At 65.6% G+C, this 16,759-nt stretch carries 13 protein-coding genes; 7 read left to right on the top strand and 6 right to left on the bottom strand.

Features of this window, described 5'->3' with window-relative positions; translation table 11 throughout:
• Positions 1-10: 10 nt before the first annotated feature.
• Positions 11-1,711, bottom strand: a complete 1,701-nt coding sequence (locus POS17_RS25660; protein ID WP_060841098.1) for an acid phosphatase — start codon at positions 1,709-1,711, stop codon at positions 11-13.
• A 195-nt stretch (positions 1,712-1,906) separates the two neighbouring features.
• Positions 1,907-3,325, bottom strand: a complete 1,419-nt coding sequence (locus POS17_RS25655) for a short-chain fatty acid transporter (protein ID WP_060841097.1) — start codon at positions 3,323-3,325, stop codon at positions 1,907-1,909.
• A 114-nt stretch (positions 3,326-3,439) separates the two neighbouring features.
• Between POS17_RS25655 and POS17_RS25650 the strand changes: the two genes are divergently transcribed.
• From POS17_RS25650 to POS17_RS25640, 3 genes are all read left to right on the top strand, one after another.
• Complete coding sequence (locus tag POS17_RS25650) at positions 3,440-3,697, top strand: Pathogenicity locus (RefSeq protein WP_060841096.1); 258 nt, start codon at positions 3,440-3,442, stop codon at positions 3,695-3,697.
• A gap of 70 nt (positions 3,698-3,767) precedes the next feature.
• Positions 3,768-5,093, top strand: a complete 1,326-nt coding sequence (locus tag POS17_RS25645) for an MFS transporter (protein ID WP_060841095.1) — start codon at positions 3,768-3,770, stop codon at positions 5,091-5,093.
• Positions 5,094-5,261: 168 nt separating this feature from the next.
• A complete protein-coding gene (locus POS17_RS25640; RefSeq protein ID WP_060841094.1) occupies positions 5,262-5,780 on the top strand; it encodes a hypothetical protein in 519 nt (172 codons plus the stop codon).
• Positions 5,781-5,828: 48 nt separating this feature from the next.
• Here POS17_RS25640 and POS17_RS25635 read toward each other — a convergent pair whose 3' ends face one another.
• On the bottom strand, positions 5,829-6,248 hold the full coding sequence (locus tag POS17_RS25635) for a lysozyme inhibitor LprI family protein (RefSeq protein WP_060841093.1): 420 nt from the start codon (positions 6,246-6,248) through the stop codon (positions 5,829-5,831).
• Positions 6,249-6,501: 253 nt separating this feature from the next.
• Here POS17_RS25635 and POS17_RS25630 point away from each other — a divergent pair, with 253 nt between their 5' ends.
• Positions 6,502-7,398: a cation diffusion facilitator family transporter gene (locus POS17_RS25630; RefSeq protein WP_060841092.1), complete on the top strand. Its 897-nt coding sequence runs from the start codon at positions 6,502-6,504 to the stop codon at positions 7,396-7,398.
• Positions 7,399-7,450: 52 nt separating this feature from the next.
• Here POS17_RS25630 and POS17_RS25625 read toward each other — a convergent pair whose 3' ends face one another.
• Complete coding sequence (locus POS17_RS25625; RefSeq protein ID WP_060841091.1) at positions 7,451-8,125, bottom strand: heavy metal response regulator transcription factor; 675 nt, start codon at positions 8,123-8,125, stop codon at positions 7,451-7,453.
• Between the two features lie 385 nt (positions 8,126-8,510).
• On the opposite strand from POS17_RS25625, the gene POS17_RS25620 reads away from it, so the two are divergent.
• The 3 genes from POS17_RS25620 to POS17_RS25610 all read left to right on the top strand — a co-directional run bounded on the left by POS17_RS25620 (position 8,511) and on the right by POS17_RS25610 (position 14,307).
• Complete coding sequence (locus tag POS17_RS25620; RefSeq protein WP_060841090.1) at positions 8,511-9,761, top strand: TolC family protein; 1,251 nt, start codon at positions 8,511-8,513, stop codon at positions 9,759-9,761.
• Between the two features lie 197 nt (positions 9,762-9,958).
• Positions 9,959-11,143: an efflux RND transporter periplasmic adaptor subunit gene (locus POS17_RS25615; protein WP_060841089.1), complete on the top strand. Its 1,185-nt coding sequence runs from the start codon at positions 9,959-9,961 to the stop codon at positions 11,141-11,143.
• 26 nt (positions 11,144-11,169) lie between these two features.
• Complete coding sequence (locus tag POS17_RS25610) at positions 11,170-14,307, top strand: CusA/CzcA family heavy metal efflux RND transporter (protein WP_060841088.1); 3,138 nt, start codon at positions 11,170-11,172, stop codon at positions 14,305-14,307.
• 496 nt (positions 14,308-14,803) lie between these two features.
• Here POS17_RS25610 and POS17_RS25605 read toward each other — a convergent pair whose 3' ends face one another.
• Together POS17_RS25605 and POS17_RS25600 are read right to left on the bottom strand one after the other, a co-directional pair.
• Positions 14,804-15,025: a hypothetical protein gene (locus POS17_RS25605; RefSeq protein WP_060841087.1), complete on the bottom strand. Its 222-nt coding sequence runs from the start codon at positions 15,023-15,025 to the stop codon at positions 14,804-14,806.
• Between the two features lie 176 nt (positions 15,026-15,201).
• A complete protein-coding gene (locus POS17_RS25600) occupies positions 15,202-16,530 on the bottom strand; it encodes an OprD family porin (protein ID WP_060841086.1) in 1,329 nt (442 codons plus the stop codon).
• Positions 16,531-16,759 lie beyond the last annotated feature (229 nt).

The raw sequence follows: 16,759 nt of genomic DNA, 5'->3' as shown, positions 1-16,759 counted from the left end.
CCTTCCGGGGTCAGACGTTGAAGTGCAGGGCGTTGGTCAGGTCGCCCATGGGCTTCTGGCCGCGGGCGATCATGGCCTCGTCGCGTTCCTTGATGCCGTCCAGGGTCTCCAGCTGGAACACCCGGGTGATCAGCCGCAGGATCGAGGCGGTGTCATACACCGTGTGATCCACCGTGCCCTTGCGGGCGAACGGCGACACCACCAGTGCCGGAATCCGCGTGCCCGGACCCCAGCGATCGCCCTGGGGCGGCGCCACGTGGTCCCACCAGCCGCCGTTCTCGTCGACGGTGACGATCACCACCATGTTTTTCCATTGCGGGCTTTCCTGCAGCACTTTCAACGCCCGGTCGATGTGCCGGTCGCCGGCGGCCACATCGGCATAGCCAGCGTGCAGGTTGAGGTTGCCCTGGGGCTTGTAGAAGGTCACCGCCGGCAGCTTGCCGGCCTCGGCATCGGCGAAGAACTTGTTGGTGCTCGACTCATCCCCCAGGCCGCCGTCACGCAGGCGCTTGGCGCGCTCAGCCGGATTCTCCGGGCCCTGGCGCACGAAGTAGTTGAACGGCTGGTGGTGGTACTGGAAGTTGGGGATCTTGGGAATCCCGCCGGAGTCCTTGAACTGCTCCAGGGTCGCCTGCCAGGCGCCGCCGTACCAGGCCCAGTCGACGTTCTTCTTCGACAGCTTGTCGCCGATGTGCTCGTGGGTCTGTGGCACCAGCACGCTGGGCAGGTCGGGCTTGGCGTAGTCCGGGCGCTCCGGGTCGCGGATCCAGGTTGGCCAGTAGGGCGGGGCCATGGTGTTGACCGCGTAGCCGTCCGGGGTCAGGGCGCTGGGGCCGAACTGCGGGGCGCCGTCCAGGGCGCTGGCCGGGGATTTGTCCAGGGGCTTGAGGCGGGTGCCCTTGGGGTCGTCGCCCTGCAAGGTGGCGATCTGCGACTTGGCCACCGAGTTGGCGGCGTCCGGGTAGAACGGCACCTTGGCGCTGATCAGGTACTGGTGGTTGAGGAACGAGCCGCCGAAGGCACCCTGGAAGAAGTTGTCGCAGAGCACGAACTCCCGGGCCACATCCCACAGGCGCAGGGAATAGCGGGTCTGGGCGTAGTGGCCCATGGTCAGGGCGCCGGAGTCGGCCCAGGCCACGAAACCGTCGTTCTTGCCGCCGTTGATCTGCATCTGGTTCTGGTAGAACAGGTGCCACAGGTCGCGGGTCACCAGGCCCAGGGGCAGGTCCTCGCCACTGGGGCCCTTGAGGGCGAACGGCGCGTTGGGCAGGTTTTCCTGGAACTGGGTTTCCACCGGGTAGGTGACGCCGTCCAGGGTTTGCGGGCCAACCTGGAGAATGCCGCCCCAGACCGGTGGCAGTTTCGACAGCAGGCTGCCGTCACGGTCGCGCTGCTGGAACGCCTCGGGCTTGAGCGCCGACAAGGGCTTCTCCACCCCGGGGAAATTGGCGAACAGGTTGTTGAAGCTGCGGTTCTCGGCGAACAGCACCACCACGTTCTTCACCTGCTCGCGCAGCGCCTTGTCCAGATCCGCCGGAGACAGCGGCCGTTCCTGCGGTTTGCCCGCCGGCTCGTCGGACTTGGCGCAGGCGCTCAGGGTGGCGCCGACCCCAAGAACGGCAACGCCGCCGAGGAAGCGGCGGCGGCTGGTGTCGGTGGGCTGGTCGGCGGTGGTTTCGGGGAGGTCGCGCTGATCGGTATCGTCGCTCATGTCGGGTCCTTGCTCGTCGATCTGAGAATTCGTTACAAAGTATTTCGGTCGCACGGTAGCAATCGAATATGACGCAAAGGCTACAGGAAAGCTGCAGGAGCCTGCTGGCAAGAGCCTGGAAAAATCTGAGATCCAGGCTCGGGGAGAATGATCCTCAGGCCCGCTGCGGTAGTGCGCAGCGGGCCTGTGGACAGCTCAGGGCATGACCGGCGGCAGGTACGCCAGGGTGGTGCCCAGGGCCCAGAGCAGCACCAGCACCAGGGGCGCATGCACCAGCAGCTGGACGAAGGAAAAACCGATCAGGTCGCGGGCCTTCAGGCCCAGCACCCCCAGCAACGGCAGCATGTAGAAGGGGTTGATCAGGTTCGGCAAGGCCTCGGCGGCGTTGTAGATCTGCACCGCCCAGCCCAGGTGGTACTGCAGGTCATTGGCCACTTGCATCACATAGGGCGCCTCGATGATCCACTTGCCGCCGCCGGAGGGAATGAAGAAGCCCAGCACCGCCGAGTACAGGCCTATCAACAGGGCGTAGGTGTCGTGGGAGGCGATCTGCACGAAGAAGGTCGAGATGTGGTGGGCCAGGGTCTGGCCGTCCACGCCCTTGACCACCGTCATCAGCGCGGCGATCGAGCCGTACAGCGGGAACTGGATCAGCACCCCGGTGGTGGTGGGCACCGCCCGGGCCACGGCGTCGAGAAAGCTGCGTGGGCGCCAGTGCAACAGCGCGCCGGTCATCAGGAACAGGAAGTTGTAGGTGTTGAGCCCGGAGATCGCGGTGATCGCCGGCTTGGTGGCGAACTCGTGGTACAGCCAGCCGGCGGCCAGCAGCGCCAGGAGAATGGTCAGCAGCGGGCTGTACTCCAGCCACTCGCCGGGGCGGGTCCGCGGTTGTGGCTTGGGCATGCTGAAGCTCGGGTCGACCCCGCAGGCCTGGGCATCCCGGGCGCTGTTGGGCCCCGGTGCGGTGGTGTAGGCGACGATCAGCGAGACGACGATCAGGGCCAGCAGCAACACCCCCGACTGCCAGAGAAAGAGGGTCTGGGTGAAAGGAATCACCCCGGTGATGGCCAGGATCGACGGCGGCAGGCTGCCCGGGTTGGCCTGCAACTGCGCGGCCGAAGACGACAACCCCAGGGCCCACACCGCGCCCAGGCCCAGGTAGGCGGCAGCGCCGGCGGCGCGGTAGTCCATGCGCAGTTCGCTGCGTCGCGCTAGGGCCCGTACCAGAAGCCCGCCGAACACCAGGGACAGGCCCCAGTTGAGCAAGGAGGCGACCATGGAAATCAGCGCCACCCAGGCCACGGCCGAACGGCCGTTCCTGGGAAGGCGCGCCAGCTTGTCGATCAGCTTCACCGCCGGCGGCGAGCTGGCCACCACGTAACCGCCGATGACCACGAAGGCCATCTGCATGGTGAAGGGGATCAGGCTCCAGAAGCCGTCGCCGAAGGCCATGGCGGCGTCGGTGGGCTTGGCACCCATGGCCAGGGTGGCCAGGGCGACGATGATCACCGCCAGCGCGGCGAACACCCAGGAGTCGGGAAACCAGCGTTCGGCCCAGTTCGAACAGCGCAGGGCGAAGCGGGCGGAGCGGCTATCTTGAATATCGGCGGCCACGTGAGTACCTCGGGTTTCTTATGTTTATAAGGAGGTCGGCCGCCCCAGGCTGAGGCGGCCGAGAACTGTGCAAGAATGCGGCAATTGCCACGGACTGCAAAGGATTCAACCGACATGTCATTTTCCCCCGAAGAACGCGCCGCACTGCTCAAGGTCAAGGGTGTTGGCCCGACGGTGGTCGGTCGCCTGGAACAACTGGGCATCACCTCCCTGGCCCAGTTGGCCGCCGCCGATGCCCTGGACATCGTGACCCAGGCCTCGGCCCTGGTCGGTTCCAGTTGCTGGAAAAACAGCCCTCAGGCCCGCTCCGCGATCCAGGCGGCCATCGCCATGGCCAAGGGCGCACCTATGGCCCAGGTCGCCAACGACTGATGGTTGTCCCTCGGGACGATTGCATAGACCATGTGCAGCCTTGCTGATTGCCACCCTCCGAGTTGCTTTTATGACCCCTTCCACCGAGTCGTCGCCGGCGCGCTTTTCCCGCGCCGACTACAAGACCCTGGGCCTGGCCGCCCTGGGCGGAGCCCTGGAAATCTACGATTTCATCATCTTCGTATTTTTCGCCCTGACCCTGAGCCAGCTGTTCTTCCCCCCGGAAATGCCCGAGTGGCTGCGCCTGCTGCAAAGCTTCGGAATCTTCGTCACCGGCTACCTGGCCCGGCCCCTGGGCGGCATTCTCATGGCGCATTTCGCCGACCGCCTGGGGCGCAAGAAGGTCTTCAGCCTGAGCATCCTGATGATGGCGCTGCCCTGCCTGCTGATCGGCAGCATGCCGACCTATGCCCAGATCGGCTATTTCGCGCCCTTGCTGTTGCTGGCGCTGCGGGTGCTGCAGGGCGCGGCGGTGGGCGGTGAGGTGCCCAGCGCCTGGGTGTTCGTCGCCGAGCACGCGCCGCGGGCCCATCGCGGCTATGCCCTGGGGTTTCTCCAGGCCGGGCTGACCTTCGGCTACCTGTTGGGCGCGCTGACCGCGACCCTGCTGGCGCGGGTCTTCAGCCCCGAGGAAATCCTCGACCACGCCTGGCGCTATCCCTTCCTGCTGGGCGGGGTGTTTGGCGTGATCGGCGTCTGGCTGCGCCGCTGGCTCAGCGAAACCCCGGTGTTCATGGCGTTGCAGGAGCAGCGCGAGAGCGCCGCCGAGCTGCCCCTGCGCACCGTGCTGCGCGAGCACCGGCTGGCGATCCTGCCGGCGCTGATCCTGACCTGCGTGCTGACCTCGGCGGTGGTGGTGTTCGTGGTCATCACCCCGACCATGATGCAGAAGAGTTTCGGCATGAGCGCCAGCCACACTTTTGCCCTGAGCAGCCTGGGCATTGTCTTCCTCAACATCGGCTGCGTGCTGGCGGGGCTGATCGTCGACCGCCTGGGCGCCTGGCGCACGGTGATGCTCTACAGCCTGCTGCTGCCTTTGGGTATCGCCGTGCTCTACGGTTGCCTGATCAGCGGCGGCACCTGGATCGGCCTGGCCTACGCCATTGCCGGCCTGGGTTGCGGCGTGGTGGGGGCGGTGCCGTCGGTGATGGTCAGCCTGTTTCCCCCGCGGATTCGCGTGTCGGGGATCTCCTTCACCTACAACATCGCCTACGCCCTCTGGGCCAGTACCACCCCGTTGCTGCTGATCGCCCTGATGCCCTGGAGCCCGTGGATCTGCGTGATCTATTGCGCGCTGATGGGCGCGGTGGGCGTGATCAGTGCCGGTTACTTCGGCGGACGCGTGGGCGAGGAGCGGCCGCTGGCGGATGGCGCCTGCGCCGTGGATCAGCATTAGGACTTTTCTTCATCGGCCCGTGAACAAGCGAAACAGCGAGCTAGAGCCTTCGCCAAAAGGCCGGTGAATCCACCCTGAAAACGGGCTGAAAAATGGCTTTCAGCCCTCGGTTTTTTCCCGCTACTCTCTCGGAAAACGCGGCCCGCACCAGGGTTTCCGGGAGCTGTCTTGATTCGTTCGACGCTGTGTTCCTTGCGAAATTTCTCTGCCCTCGACCCGCTGCTGCAAGCGGCGCTGGTGAGCTTTGTGCTGGGGCTGGTGTTTGTCCTGATCGAGGCCTGGAGCAGTACCCTGGTGGACTATGGCCTGGAAGGCGCCAGCCCCGACAGCCTCAGTGCCCGGGTGGTCGCGGTGGAGGCGGGGGCGCTGCTGGTCGAAGACCTCGATAGCGGCGAACGCCAACGCTTGCGCTTGAGCCCCGAGCTGACCCGGCTCCAGGTGCCGCTCACACAACTGTCCGGACAGCCCCTGCTGCTGAGCCACCTGCGGGGTTACCTGCTGGGTTGTACCCGCGACGATCAGCCCTGGTGCGTCGCTCAGTGTGACAGCGCCGAGCTGTGCCAGCAGCGCCTGCGTGAGCGCGAATCCTGCCTGGGCATGCTGGGTTGTGCCTGGCTCGCCAGCCTGGTGTGCCTGCTTGCCCATGGCGTTGGCCGGCGCCCGTTCTACCGGCGTTCGCGGACCTGATGGCGCTTTTGCCGGGCCTGGCAGCGTTGCACATGCCCCGGCAGGCGGCTATTGGGGCAGCAGTTGCTCCAGGTAGCGGGAGCGTTCGTTGCTCAGGCGGGTCACGCAACGGTTGATCAGGGTGACGTGGGCCGGTTTGCCCGGCGCCACTTCGAAGGCCTCCAGCACGCAGGTGCTGTCGCGGTACTTGATCCAGGCCCGTTGCGCGTTCTTCAACTTGCCAAGGTATTCCTGCTCTTGCAGCAGGCTCCTGGGATACAGGTTGTGAACCCGCTCCAAAAGCGCCTGATAGCTCTGATTGAGGGCGTTGTCGGCCCGTTCCTTGTCCTGCTGGGCGCAGCGGTCGACCTGTTCGCTGAGCTCGATGTGGCTGCAGTCCAGCGGGGCGGCCCGGGCTGCAGACGATCCGCCGCCCACCCCGAGCAGCAGGGTCACAGCGAGGCCGAAGATCCAGGGCTGATGATGCATGGCGGTCCCTTCGCGCTGAGAGTGAAGCGGGCATTCTACAGCGCCGCGGTCGATGCAGAAGAGCGCGGCCGCCGCGCCGAGGCTCGTGCTGCCGGGGCCGGGCTCGGGCTTCGGTGCCGGGCCTGCTGGGTACAGCCCGGCCGCAGATGTCCGGCGGATGAGCGCAAGATGACAATTCGCTTATCCAGCCGCGGCCCCACGGACAATCGAACTATCATCAGGCCGACGCTTTTCAGCCACAGGAGCATGTTCCATGGGCGCAGGACACCAACACGGCCAGGCGCGGGCCGGGCATGAGCGCAAGTTGTGGATGGCCCTGGGGCTGACCGCCAGCTTCATGCTCGCCGAAGTCATCGGCGCCTTTGTCACCGGCAGCCTGGCGCTGTTGTCGGATGCCGCGCACATGCTCACCGACACCCTGGCCCTGGCCATCTCCCTGGTGGCGATCCAGGTCGCCAAGCGCCCGGCAGACCGCAAGCGCACGTTCGGCTACGCGCGTTTCGAAATCCTCGCGGCAGCCTTCAATGCCCTGCTGCTGTTCGTGGTGGCGTTCTACATCCTGTTCGAGGCCTGGCAACGCGTGCAGGCCCCGGCCGAGATCCAGTCCACGGGGATGCTGGTGATCGCCGTGCTGGGGCTGATCGTCAACTTGATCGCCATGGGCCTGCTGGCCTCGGCCAGCAGCCAGAGCCTCAACGTCAAGGGCGCGTACCTGGAGGTCTGGAGCGACATGCTCGGTTCGCTGGGGGTGATTGGCGCGGCCCTGGTGATCATGTTCACCGGCTGGGGCTGGGTCGACTCCCTGGTGGCGGCGGCCATTGGCTTCTGGGTGCTGCCGCGGACCTGGAGCCTGCTCAGGGAGAGCATGAACGTGCTGCTGCAAGGCGTGCCGGACGGGGTCGACATCGAGCAGGTGGAGCAAGCCATTCGCGGCGTGCCGGGGATCGGCGATGTGCACGACCTGCATATCTGGGCCCTGACCAGCGGCAAGAACGTGCTCAGCGCCCATCTGGTGGCGCACCTGCCGGGACGGGACGAGCAGGCGATCCTGGCCGAGGTCACCGAGCTGTTGCAGGAGCGCTTCGACATTGCCCACGTCACCTTGCAGGTCGAGCAGGCGGGGTTTCACCAGCAGGTGCATGAACATTGAAGGAACAGTGCATGCGCAGGAGCCGGCGCACCGGCGAACCCGGCCTCGCGCCTCAGTCGCGTTCTTCGAGGACGTAACCCACGCCGCGCAAGGTGTGGATCAGCTTGCGTTCGAACGGGTCGTCGATCTTCGCCCGCAGGCGGCGGATCGAAACTTCCACCACATTGGTGTCGCAGTCGAAGTTCATGTCCCAGACAAAGGAGATGATCTGGGTTCGCGACAGCACCACTCCGCTCTGGCGCATCAGCAGGTGCAGCAGGGCGAACTCCTTGGTGGTCAGGTCGATACGCTGTTTGCCGCGAAAGGCCCGGTGGCGGCTCTGATCCAGCTCCAGGTCGGCGACGCGCAACACATCCGGCACCGGCTTCTGTTCGCTGCGGCGCATCAGGGTGCGGACCCGGGCCAGCAACTCGGGAAACTCGAACGGCTTGACCAGGTAATCATCGGCGCCCAGGTCCAGGCCGCGGATCTTGTCCGCCAGCCGGCCCTGGGCGGTCAGCATCATGACCCGGGTGTTGCTGTTCTGGCGGATCTGGGACAGCACTCCCCAGCCGTCGATCTGCGGCAGGTTGACGTCGAGAATCACCAGGTCGTAGGCGTGCTGACGGGTCAGGTGCAGGCCATCCGCGCCGGTATTGGCGCAATCGACCACATAGCCGCTTTCGGTCAGCCCCTGATGCAGGTACTCGGCAGTTTTGAGTTCGTCTTCGATAACCAGGATTCGCATGCGGGTGAGGTTCTCGGTGAATAAGAGGCAGTAAGGAAAGTTGCTGGAAACGGCGCTGAAGATGGGTAGCGAGTGTGCTCGGTTCCCTGCACCTGGAAGGATCTGAAAGTTGATTGGCGAATGTTTTAAAACGGGCAGTGCACTCGCTTTCAGTGCCCGGATATTAATACAGAACCTTGAGCCAGAGCCTTGGCTAACGGATTTGTAATCTTTGCGCCACCCTGCTGATAACCGGTGAAAGTTACCCTGAGTTGAACTTGAAACTCTTTCTGCCAATGGGCGCAGTGTTGCAGTTTCATATCGGCCGGGGGCCTCTTTGTATATCCCGCGATATGTTCCGCGCCGCTTCGCAGAAACTTTGCCTCACCAGGGGCCGGAACCTGTTATGCCAACTTTCCCGAGAACACCCGCCCGGGCTGCGCCGACCTGCCGCTGGATGCTGTGGCTGGTTCTGGCAGCCGCGCCGCTGAGCGTTGCCCAGGCTGCCGTCCTGAGCCTGGACAGCGCCCTGGCCAAGGCCTTTGCCAACAACCCCGAACTGGCCGCCGCGCGCTGGGAGATCGACATCGCCCAGGGCGCCCGGCAGCAGGCCGGGCTGCTGCCCAACCCGGTGCTCTCGGTGGACGCCGAGGACACCCGCCGGGACTCGCGCACCACCTCGGTCAAGCTCAGTCAGGCGCTGGAGCTGGGGGGCAAGCGTGGTGCCCGGGTGGAGGTGGCCAGTCGTGGCCAGGAGCTGGCCGCCCTGGAGCTGGAGCGGCGCGGCAATCAGCTGCGGGCCGATGTTCTGCAGGCTTACTACGCCGCGCTGCGGGCCCAGGAGCGCACGCAACTGGCCGGGCGCTCGCTGGCCCTGGCCGAACGCGGGGTGAGCGTGGCCCAGGGGCGGGTCAATGCCGGCAAGGCCTCGCCGGTGGAAGCCACCCGGGCCCAGGTGCAACTGGCCGAGGTTCGTCTGGAGCTCAGCCGTGGGCAGATGGAGCAGGACACTGCCTATCAGCAGCTGGCCAGTATCACCGGCAGCGCCGCCACGGACTTCTCGGCGGTGCAGGAGCCTGAACGGGCGCCGAGCACGCTGCCGGCCTCGGCGCAGTTGTTGAGCCGCTTGCCGGAGACTGCGGAGTTGCGCCTGGCGGAGCAGGAAATCGTTCAGCGCGAAGCGTCCCTGGGGCTGGAGAGGGCCCAGCGCATTCCCGATCTGGACGTCAGCATCGGCAGCCAGTACGACGCCGGCGCCCGTGAGCGGGTCAACCTGGTGGGCCTGTCCATGCCGTTGCCGCTGTTCAACCGCAACCAGGGCAACCTGCTCTCCGCCGCGCGCCGCGCCGATCAGGCCCGGGACCTGCGCAACGCCACGGAGCTGCGCCTGCGCAGTGAAACCCGCCAGGCTCTGGAGCAATGGAACACCGCCAGGGGCGAAGTGCAGGCCTTCAACCAGACCATCCTGCCCGCCGCCCAGCGCGCGGTGGACAGCGCCACCCGGGGCTTCGAAATGGGCAAGTTCAGTTTCCTCGAAGTGCTGGACGCCCAGCGCACATTGATCGGCGCCCGCAGCCAGTACCTCGCCGCCGTGGCGCAAACCACCGATGCCCGGGTGCGGATCGAACGCATCTACGGCGACCTCAGCCGCTGGTGAGAGCCGGGCTGCGGGGCCTGGTCTGCCTGCTTGCCCTGCTGGTCAGCGATTGCAGCAGCGTGCCCGGGACGCCACCTGAGGAGCCGCCCCGGCACTGGTGTGTCCATGAATGGCATCGGGCCCTCGACGACTTTTTCTTTTCGCCTACCTCGTAAGGCGCTTCGTGCGCTGCCGAACCTCGATTCTCAGGAGTACCCATGGATAAGAAACGCAGCCTGATAATGGCCATTACCGCGGTGGTGGGGCTGGGAGCGGCGGCCCTGCTGTTGCCGGGCCTGTCCTCCCCCGCGGCGCCTGCCGACGCCAAGCGTGCGGATGTGGCCGAGCCGGCCGGACACGGCGCCGAGGAGCCCGAAGGTCACCTGGAACTCAGCGCCGAGCAGATCCAGGCCGCCGGGATCGAGCTGGCCGAAGCCGGTCCGCGGCAGCTCAAGCGGGTGCTGAGCCTGCCGGGGGAAATCCGTTTCGACGAGGATCGCACCTCCCACATCGTGCCCCGGGCCGCCGGCGTCGTGGAGTCGGTGCAGGTCAATCTGGGGCAGTCGGTCAAGCGCGGCGAGCTGCTGGCGGTGATCGCCAGCCAGCAGGTGTCCGACCAGCGCAGCGAGCTGGCGGCCGCCGGGCGGCGGGTCGAACTGGCCCGTACCACCTTCGAGCGCGAGCGGCAGTTGTGGATCGACCAGATCTCCGCCGAACAGGATTACCTGCTGGCCCGGCAGAACCTGCAAGAAGCGCAAATCGCCCTCAACAACGCCCGACAGAAGATGAATGCCCTGAGTGGCAGCGCCCAGCTGGCGGGGGGCAACCGCTATGAAATGCGCGCGCCCTTTGATGGCGTGGTGGTGGAAAAGCACCTCAGCGTCGGCGAGGTGGTGAGCGAGAACAGTGCGGCCTTCACCCTCTCGGACCTGTCCCGGGTCTGGGCCACCTTCGGTGTGTTCCCCAAGGATCTGGGCAAGGTCCGGGTCGGCCAGCCGGTGAGTGTCAGCTCCAGCGAACTGGGGACCCAGGTCCAGGGACAGGTGGCCTACGTCGGCAGCCTGCTGGGGGAGCAGACCCGGACCGCCACGGTGCGGGTGACCCTGGCCAACCCGAATGACGCCTGGCGTCCGGGGCTGTTCGTCGCGGTGCAGGTGGCCACCGAAGCCTTCGAGGCGCCGGTCAGCGTGCCGCTGAGCGCGATCCAGACCGTGGAAGACCGGCCGTCGGTGTTTGTCCGGGTGGCCGAGGGCTTCCAGGCCACGCCGGTGGTCACCGGCGCCGCCGATGACGGTTTCGTCGAGGTCCGCGAAGGGCTGGCGGCCGGAGCCCGGGTGGCCACCCGCGGCAGTTTCACCCTCAAGTCCGAACTGGGCAAAGGCGCGGCCGACCACGGCCATTGATCGGTCACAGCAGAGAGTGCTTTCCCATGTTTGAACGCATCATTCAATTTGCCATCGAGCAACGCATCATCGTTCTTCTGGCGGTGCTGCTGATGGCCGGCGTCGGCATCGCCAGCTACCAGAAACTGCCGATCGACGCGGTGCCCGACATCACCAACGTCCAGGTGCAGATCAACTCGGCGGCGCCGGGTTTTTCGCCCCTGGAAACCGAACAGCGCATCACCTTTCCCATCGAAACCGCCATGGCCGGCCTGCCGGGCTTGCAGCAGACCCGTTCGCTGTCGCGTTCGGGCCTGTCCCAGGTCACGGTGATCTTCAAGGACGGCACCGATCTGTTCTTCGCCCGGCAACTGGTCAACGAGCGGCTGCAGGTGGCTCGCGAGCAATTGCCTCAAGGCGTGGAGGCGGTGATGGGGCCGATCTCCACCGGCCTCGGGGAAATCTTCCTGTGGACCGTGGAAGCCGAAGACGGCGCGCGCAAGGAGGACGGCACGCCCTACACCCCCACCGACCTGCGGGTGATCCAGGACTGGATCATCAAGCCGCAGTTGCGCAACGTGCAGGGCGTGGCCGAGATCAACACCATCGGCGGCTTCGCCAAGGAGTACCAGATCGCCCCCGATCCCAAGCGCCTGGCGGCTTACCGGCTGACCCTGAATGATCTGGTGACGGCCCTGGAGCGCAACAACGCCAACGTCGGCGCCGGCTACATCGAGCGCAGCGGCGAACAGTTGCTGATTCGCGCGCCGGGACAACTGGCGTCCATCGAGGACATCGCCAACATCGTCATCAGCAGCAGCGACGGCACGCCGATCCGCGTGCGCAACGTCGCCGAGGTGCAGATCGGCCGCGAACTGCGCACCGGCGCCGCCACCGAAAACGGCCGCGAAGTGGTGCTGGGCACGGTGTTCATGCTGATCGGCGAGAACAGCCGCAGCGTGTCCCAGGCGGTGGCGAAAAAGCTCGAAGAGATCAACCGTTCGCTGCCCGCAGGGGTGGTGGCGGTCACGGTCTACGACCGCACCAACTTGGTGGAAAAAGCCATCGCCACGGTGAAGAAGAATCTCTTCGAAGGCGCGTTGCTGGTGATCGTGATTCTGTTCCTGTTCCTCGGCAATATTCGCGCCGCGCTGATCACCGCCCTGGTGATTCCGCTGTCGATGCTGTTCACCTTCACCGGCATGTTCAGCAACAAGGTCAGCGCCAACCTGATGAGCCTCGGCGCCCTGGACTTCGGCATCATCGTCGACGGCGCGGTGGTGATCGTGGAGAACGCCATCCGCCGCCTGGCCCACGCCCAGCAGCACCACGGGCGCATGCTGACCCGCTCCGAGCGCCTGCACGAAGTCTTTGCTGCAGCCAAGGAAGCGCGGCGGGCGCTGATCTTCGGCCAACTGATCATCATGGTGGTGTACCTGCCGATCTTTGCCCTGACCGGGGTGGCCGGGAAGATGTTCCATCCCATGGCCTTCACCGTGGTCATGGCGTTGCTGGGGGCGATGATTCTCTCGGTGACCTTCGTCCCGGCGGCCATCGCGCTGTTCGTCACCGGCAAGGTCAAGGAAGAGGAAAACCTGCTGGTGCGCAGCGCCAAGCGGGGCTACGCGCCGGTGCTGGACTGGGTCATGGGCCATCGTGCGGCGACCTTCGCCCTGGCTGCGGCGATCCTGCTGGGCAGCGCTGTGCTGGCCAGTCGCATGGGCAGCGAATTCATCCCCAGCCTCAGCGAAGGCGACTTCGCCCAGCAGGCCCTGCGGGTGCCCGGCACCAGCCTCACGCAGTCGGTGGACATGCAGCAGCGCCTGGAGAAAACCCTGCTGGCGCAAGTGCCGGAGATCGAGCGGGTGTTTGCCCGCACCGGCACCGCGGAGATCGCCTCGGACCCGATGCCGCCGAATATTTCCGACAGCTACGTGATGCTCAAGCCCAAGGCCCAGTGGCCCGATCCGGGCAAGTCCCGCGAGGCCCTGATCGCCGATATCCAGCGCGCCAGCGCTCGGGTGCCGGGCAGTGCCTACGAGCTGTCGCAGCCGATCCAGCTGCGCTTCAACGAGCTGATTTCCGGGGTGCGCAGCGATGTTGCGGTCAAGGTGTTCGGCGACGACATGAACGTGCTGAACAAGACCGCCAATGACATCGCCGCAGCGTTGCAAGGCTTGTCCGGCGCCTCGGAAGTCAAGGTTGAACAGACCTCGGGGTTGCCGGTGCTGACCATCAATATCGACCGCGACAAGGCCGCGCGTTTCGGCCTGAACGTGGGCGATGTGCAAGACACCATTGCGGTGGCGGTGGGCGGGCGTCAGGCCGGCACCCTGTACGAAGGCGACCGGCGTTTCGACATGGTGGTGCGTCTGTCCGATCAACTGCGTACCGACATCGATGGCCTGTCGCGGCTGCTGATCCCGATACCGGCGAGCGCGGGCACGGGCAACGGGCAGATCGGGTTCATTGCCCTGTCGGAAGTGGCCAGCCTCGATCTGGTCCTGGGGCCCAATCAGGTCAGCCGCGAGAACGGCAAGCGCCTGGTGATCGTCAGCGCCAACGTGCGCGGCCGCGACATCGGCTCCTTCGTCGAGGAGGCCACGGCCTTGATTGCCGGCAAGGTCAAGGTGCCCGCGGGATACTGGACCACCTGGGGCGGCCAGTTCGAGCAGTTGCAGGAGGCTTCCCAGCGCCTGCAAGTGGTGGTGCCGGTGGCGCTGCTGCTGGTGTTCGGCCTGTTGTTCATGATGTTCAACAACCTCAAGGATGGCCTGCTGGTGTTCACCGGCATTCCCTTCGCCCTGACCGGCGGGATCATGGCCCTGTGGCTGCGGGACATTCCGCTGTCGATCTCGGCGGGAGTCGGATTCATCGCCCTGTCCGGTGTCGCGGTGCTCAACGGCCTGGTGATGATCGCCTTTATCCGCAACCTGCGGGAGGAAGGCCGTTCGTTGTCCGTGGCGATTCATGAAGGCGCGCTGACCCGCCTGCGCCCGGTGCTGATGACCGCGCTGGTGGCGTCCCTGGGGTTCATCCCCATGGCCCTGGCCACCGGCACCGGCGCCGAAGTGCAGCGACCCCTGGCCACCGTGGTGATTGGCGGCATCCTGTCGTCCACCATCCTCACCTTGCTGGTCTTGCCGGCGCTGTACCAATGGGCGCACCGCAGGGAAGAGGACTGATCGCGCGCTGCTTCTGGTAGCCGCTGCCGCAGGCTGCGAACGGGCTGGGCGGCACTCCGTCGAAGGGCGCGGGGCTCTTGAGGCTGCTGCGGGTTTGGCGGGAGATCGTCAGGCAAGGTCCTGCGGACCTTTGCGCAGCTTCGCCGTGGCTCAGCAGCGGCTACAGGCTCGGTGGCGATTGGGGATTTGTGTAGCCGCTGCCGCAGGCTGCGAATGGGCTGGGCGGCACTCCGTCGAAGGGCGCGGGGCTCTTGAGGCTGCTGTGGGGTCGGCGGGAGATTGTCAGGCAAGGTCCGCAGGACCTTCAGCGATCCTCACAAGCAGCGCCTGCTTCGCGGTCGTTCGCCGCCTGCGGCAGCGGCTACAGGTGCCAGTCCTGCGGCAATTCCTGGGCAAAAAAAAGCGCCCCATGCGGGACGCTAAAAATTCATCTCTTTCCAAAGGAGCATCAGAAAAAACGCTTCAAGAGATGAATGTGCTCTGTGGGCAACGGCGCTCAGATGTCTTGTGCGGCCGCGTTGGACGATGACGCATCACCGGGGGCTTTGCCGGTGCCGTCGGTGCTGGCGGTTTCCTGGTTGGCATCGCCGTGAATCTGTTCCTGGCTGGCCAGGAAACCTTCACGAACCTGTTGCGGGCGTTCGCCGCCGTCGGCCGCCAGGGCGGTGAAGCTGGTGCTGGCCAGAAGGCCGATCAACAACAATTGGGTTGGGCGCATGGATGGACTCCTGACAAGCTCTCGAGCCGGGGAAAGTCCGGCGGATTTGAGTGTGTCCGGGAGTATAGGGAGGCCAACCTAACGAGAAGGTGAGGCCGATATTACAGTTCTGAAAGGCGCGAGTCTGTGAAGAAGTTTTAACACCGGGCAGGCCGCAACCTGCCCGGCCAGACGCTTTAGAGCAGGGCCAGCGGGTACTCGACGATCAGCCGGAATTCCTCCAGGTCGGATTCGAACTGGCTGGAGCGGATGGTCGCCTGGCGGATGCGCAGGGACAGGTCCTTGAGCGTGCCGTCCTGGAACACGTACTTGGCTTCGATGTCCCGTTCCCAGCGACGTTGATCGGTCAGCGGATCACCCGCCGCGTCGCGGCGCATGTACACCGCGTTGGCGTGGCTGTAGTCGGCGTCGCGGCCTCGGGCGTAGCGGGTCATGAAGGACAGCCCGGGAATGCCGAAGGTCTGCATGTCGAGGTCGTAGCGGACCATCCACGAGCGTTCCTTGGGCGAGTTGAAGTCGCTGTACTGGATCGAGTTGTCGAGAAAGATCGAATCCGACTGGCGCAGGTAGTCGAAGTCGTCATTGCCGTTGTTGCGCTGGTGCGACAGGGCCAGGGTGTGGGCGCCGTAGGTGGCGCCGACCTTGGCGCTCCAGATGTTGTTGTCGAACTCGCCCAGCAGTTTCTTGCCCTCGTCCACGGCCTTGTAATAGTTGAAGCCGCTGAACAGGGTCAGGTCGTCGGACACCGGATAGTTCACCGCCGTGCCGAAGTAGTACTGATCCCAGGCGTCTTTCAGGCGGCTGCTGTAGAGGCTGAAACTCAGGTTGGGATTGAGCTTGTAGTCGCCACCGAAGTAGCCGACCCAGGGCGAGTCGACCTTGCCGGCGTAGAAGGTGGCGAAGCCGTCGCGCATGCCGCTGCTGTCGGGCTGGCTCATGGCGTGCAGGCGCCCGCCCTGCAGGTTGAGGCCGTCGAGGCTGGTGTTTTCCAGGGTCATCCCGCGAAAGCTTTCCGGCAGCAGGCGCGAGTCGCCGTAGTGCACCACCGGGGTCTTGGGGAACACGTCGCCGACTTTCAGCACGGTGTCCAGGGCCCGCAGTTTCACCGCACCGCCGGCCTTGCCATAGCCGTCGGCGGGCTCGTTGTCGTGGTTCACCGGCAGCATGCCGAAGGAGCCACGGCCGCCGCTGCGCCCGCTGCCGGAGTCGAGCTTGAGGCCATACATGGCGAAGGCGTCGATACCGAAGCCGACCGTGCCCTGGGTGAAACCGGATTCGAACTGGCCGATCAGGCCCTGGGCCCAGGCTTCGGAATAACCGTTGCCGGTGGGGCTGGACTGGCCTTTGCGATCGTCGCGGTTGAAGTAGTAATTGCGCAGCAGCAAGTCGAGGCGGCTGCCTTCGACAAAGCCTTCGGGGCGTTCCTCGGCGGCCACGGCGGCCACGGGACAAAGCCCCAGTACCGCGGCGAGCACGGACAGGGACAAGGGGGGATTGATACGCATGGGGTCGCTCCTGAGTGTTGGCAGCTATCAACTTTGATATCGCCAGAGGCGTTCTTATTGGGCTCGACCAACAGGCGTGGTTACGCCCTGAAAGTCGCCGTCGATAGTTGCAAACGGCAGATAACGGCGCGGTGACCCGCTGATTACAATTGTGCAAGAAAGGCTCGTCGACAGGCGTCGGCGGCGGCCCTGAAACCCCGATGAACCGGGGGTTCGATGGCGCACCGGG

The sequence above is a fragment of the Pseudomonas sp. Os17 genome, from assembly GCF_001547895.1.
Taxonomy (GTDB): domain Bacteria; phylum Pseudomonadota; class Gammaproteobacteria; order Pseudomonadales; family Pseudomonadaceae; genus Aquipseudomonas.
The sequence above is the reverse complement of the archived record's forward strand: the minus strand, read 5'-3'. Positions and strand labels throughout refer to the sequence as shown.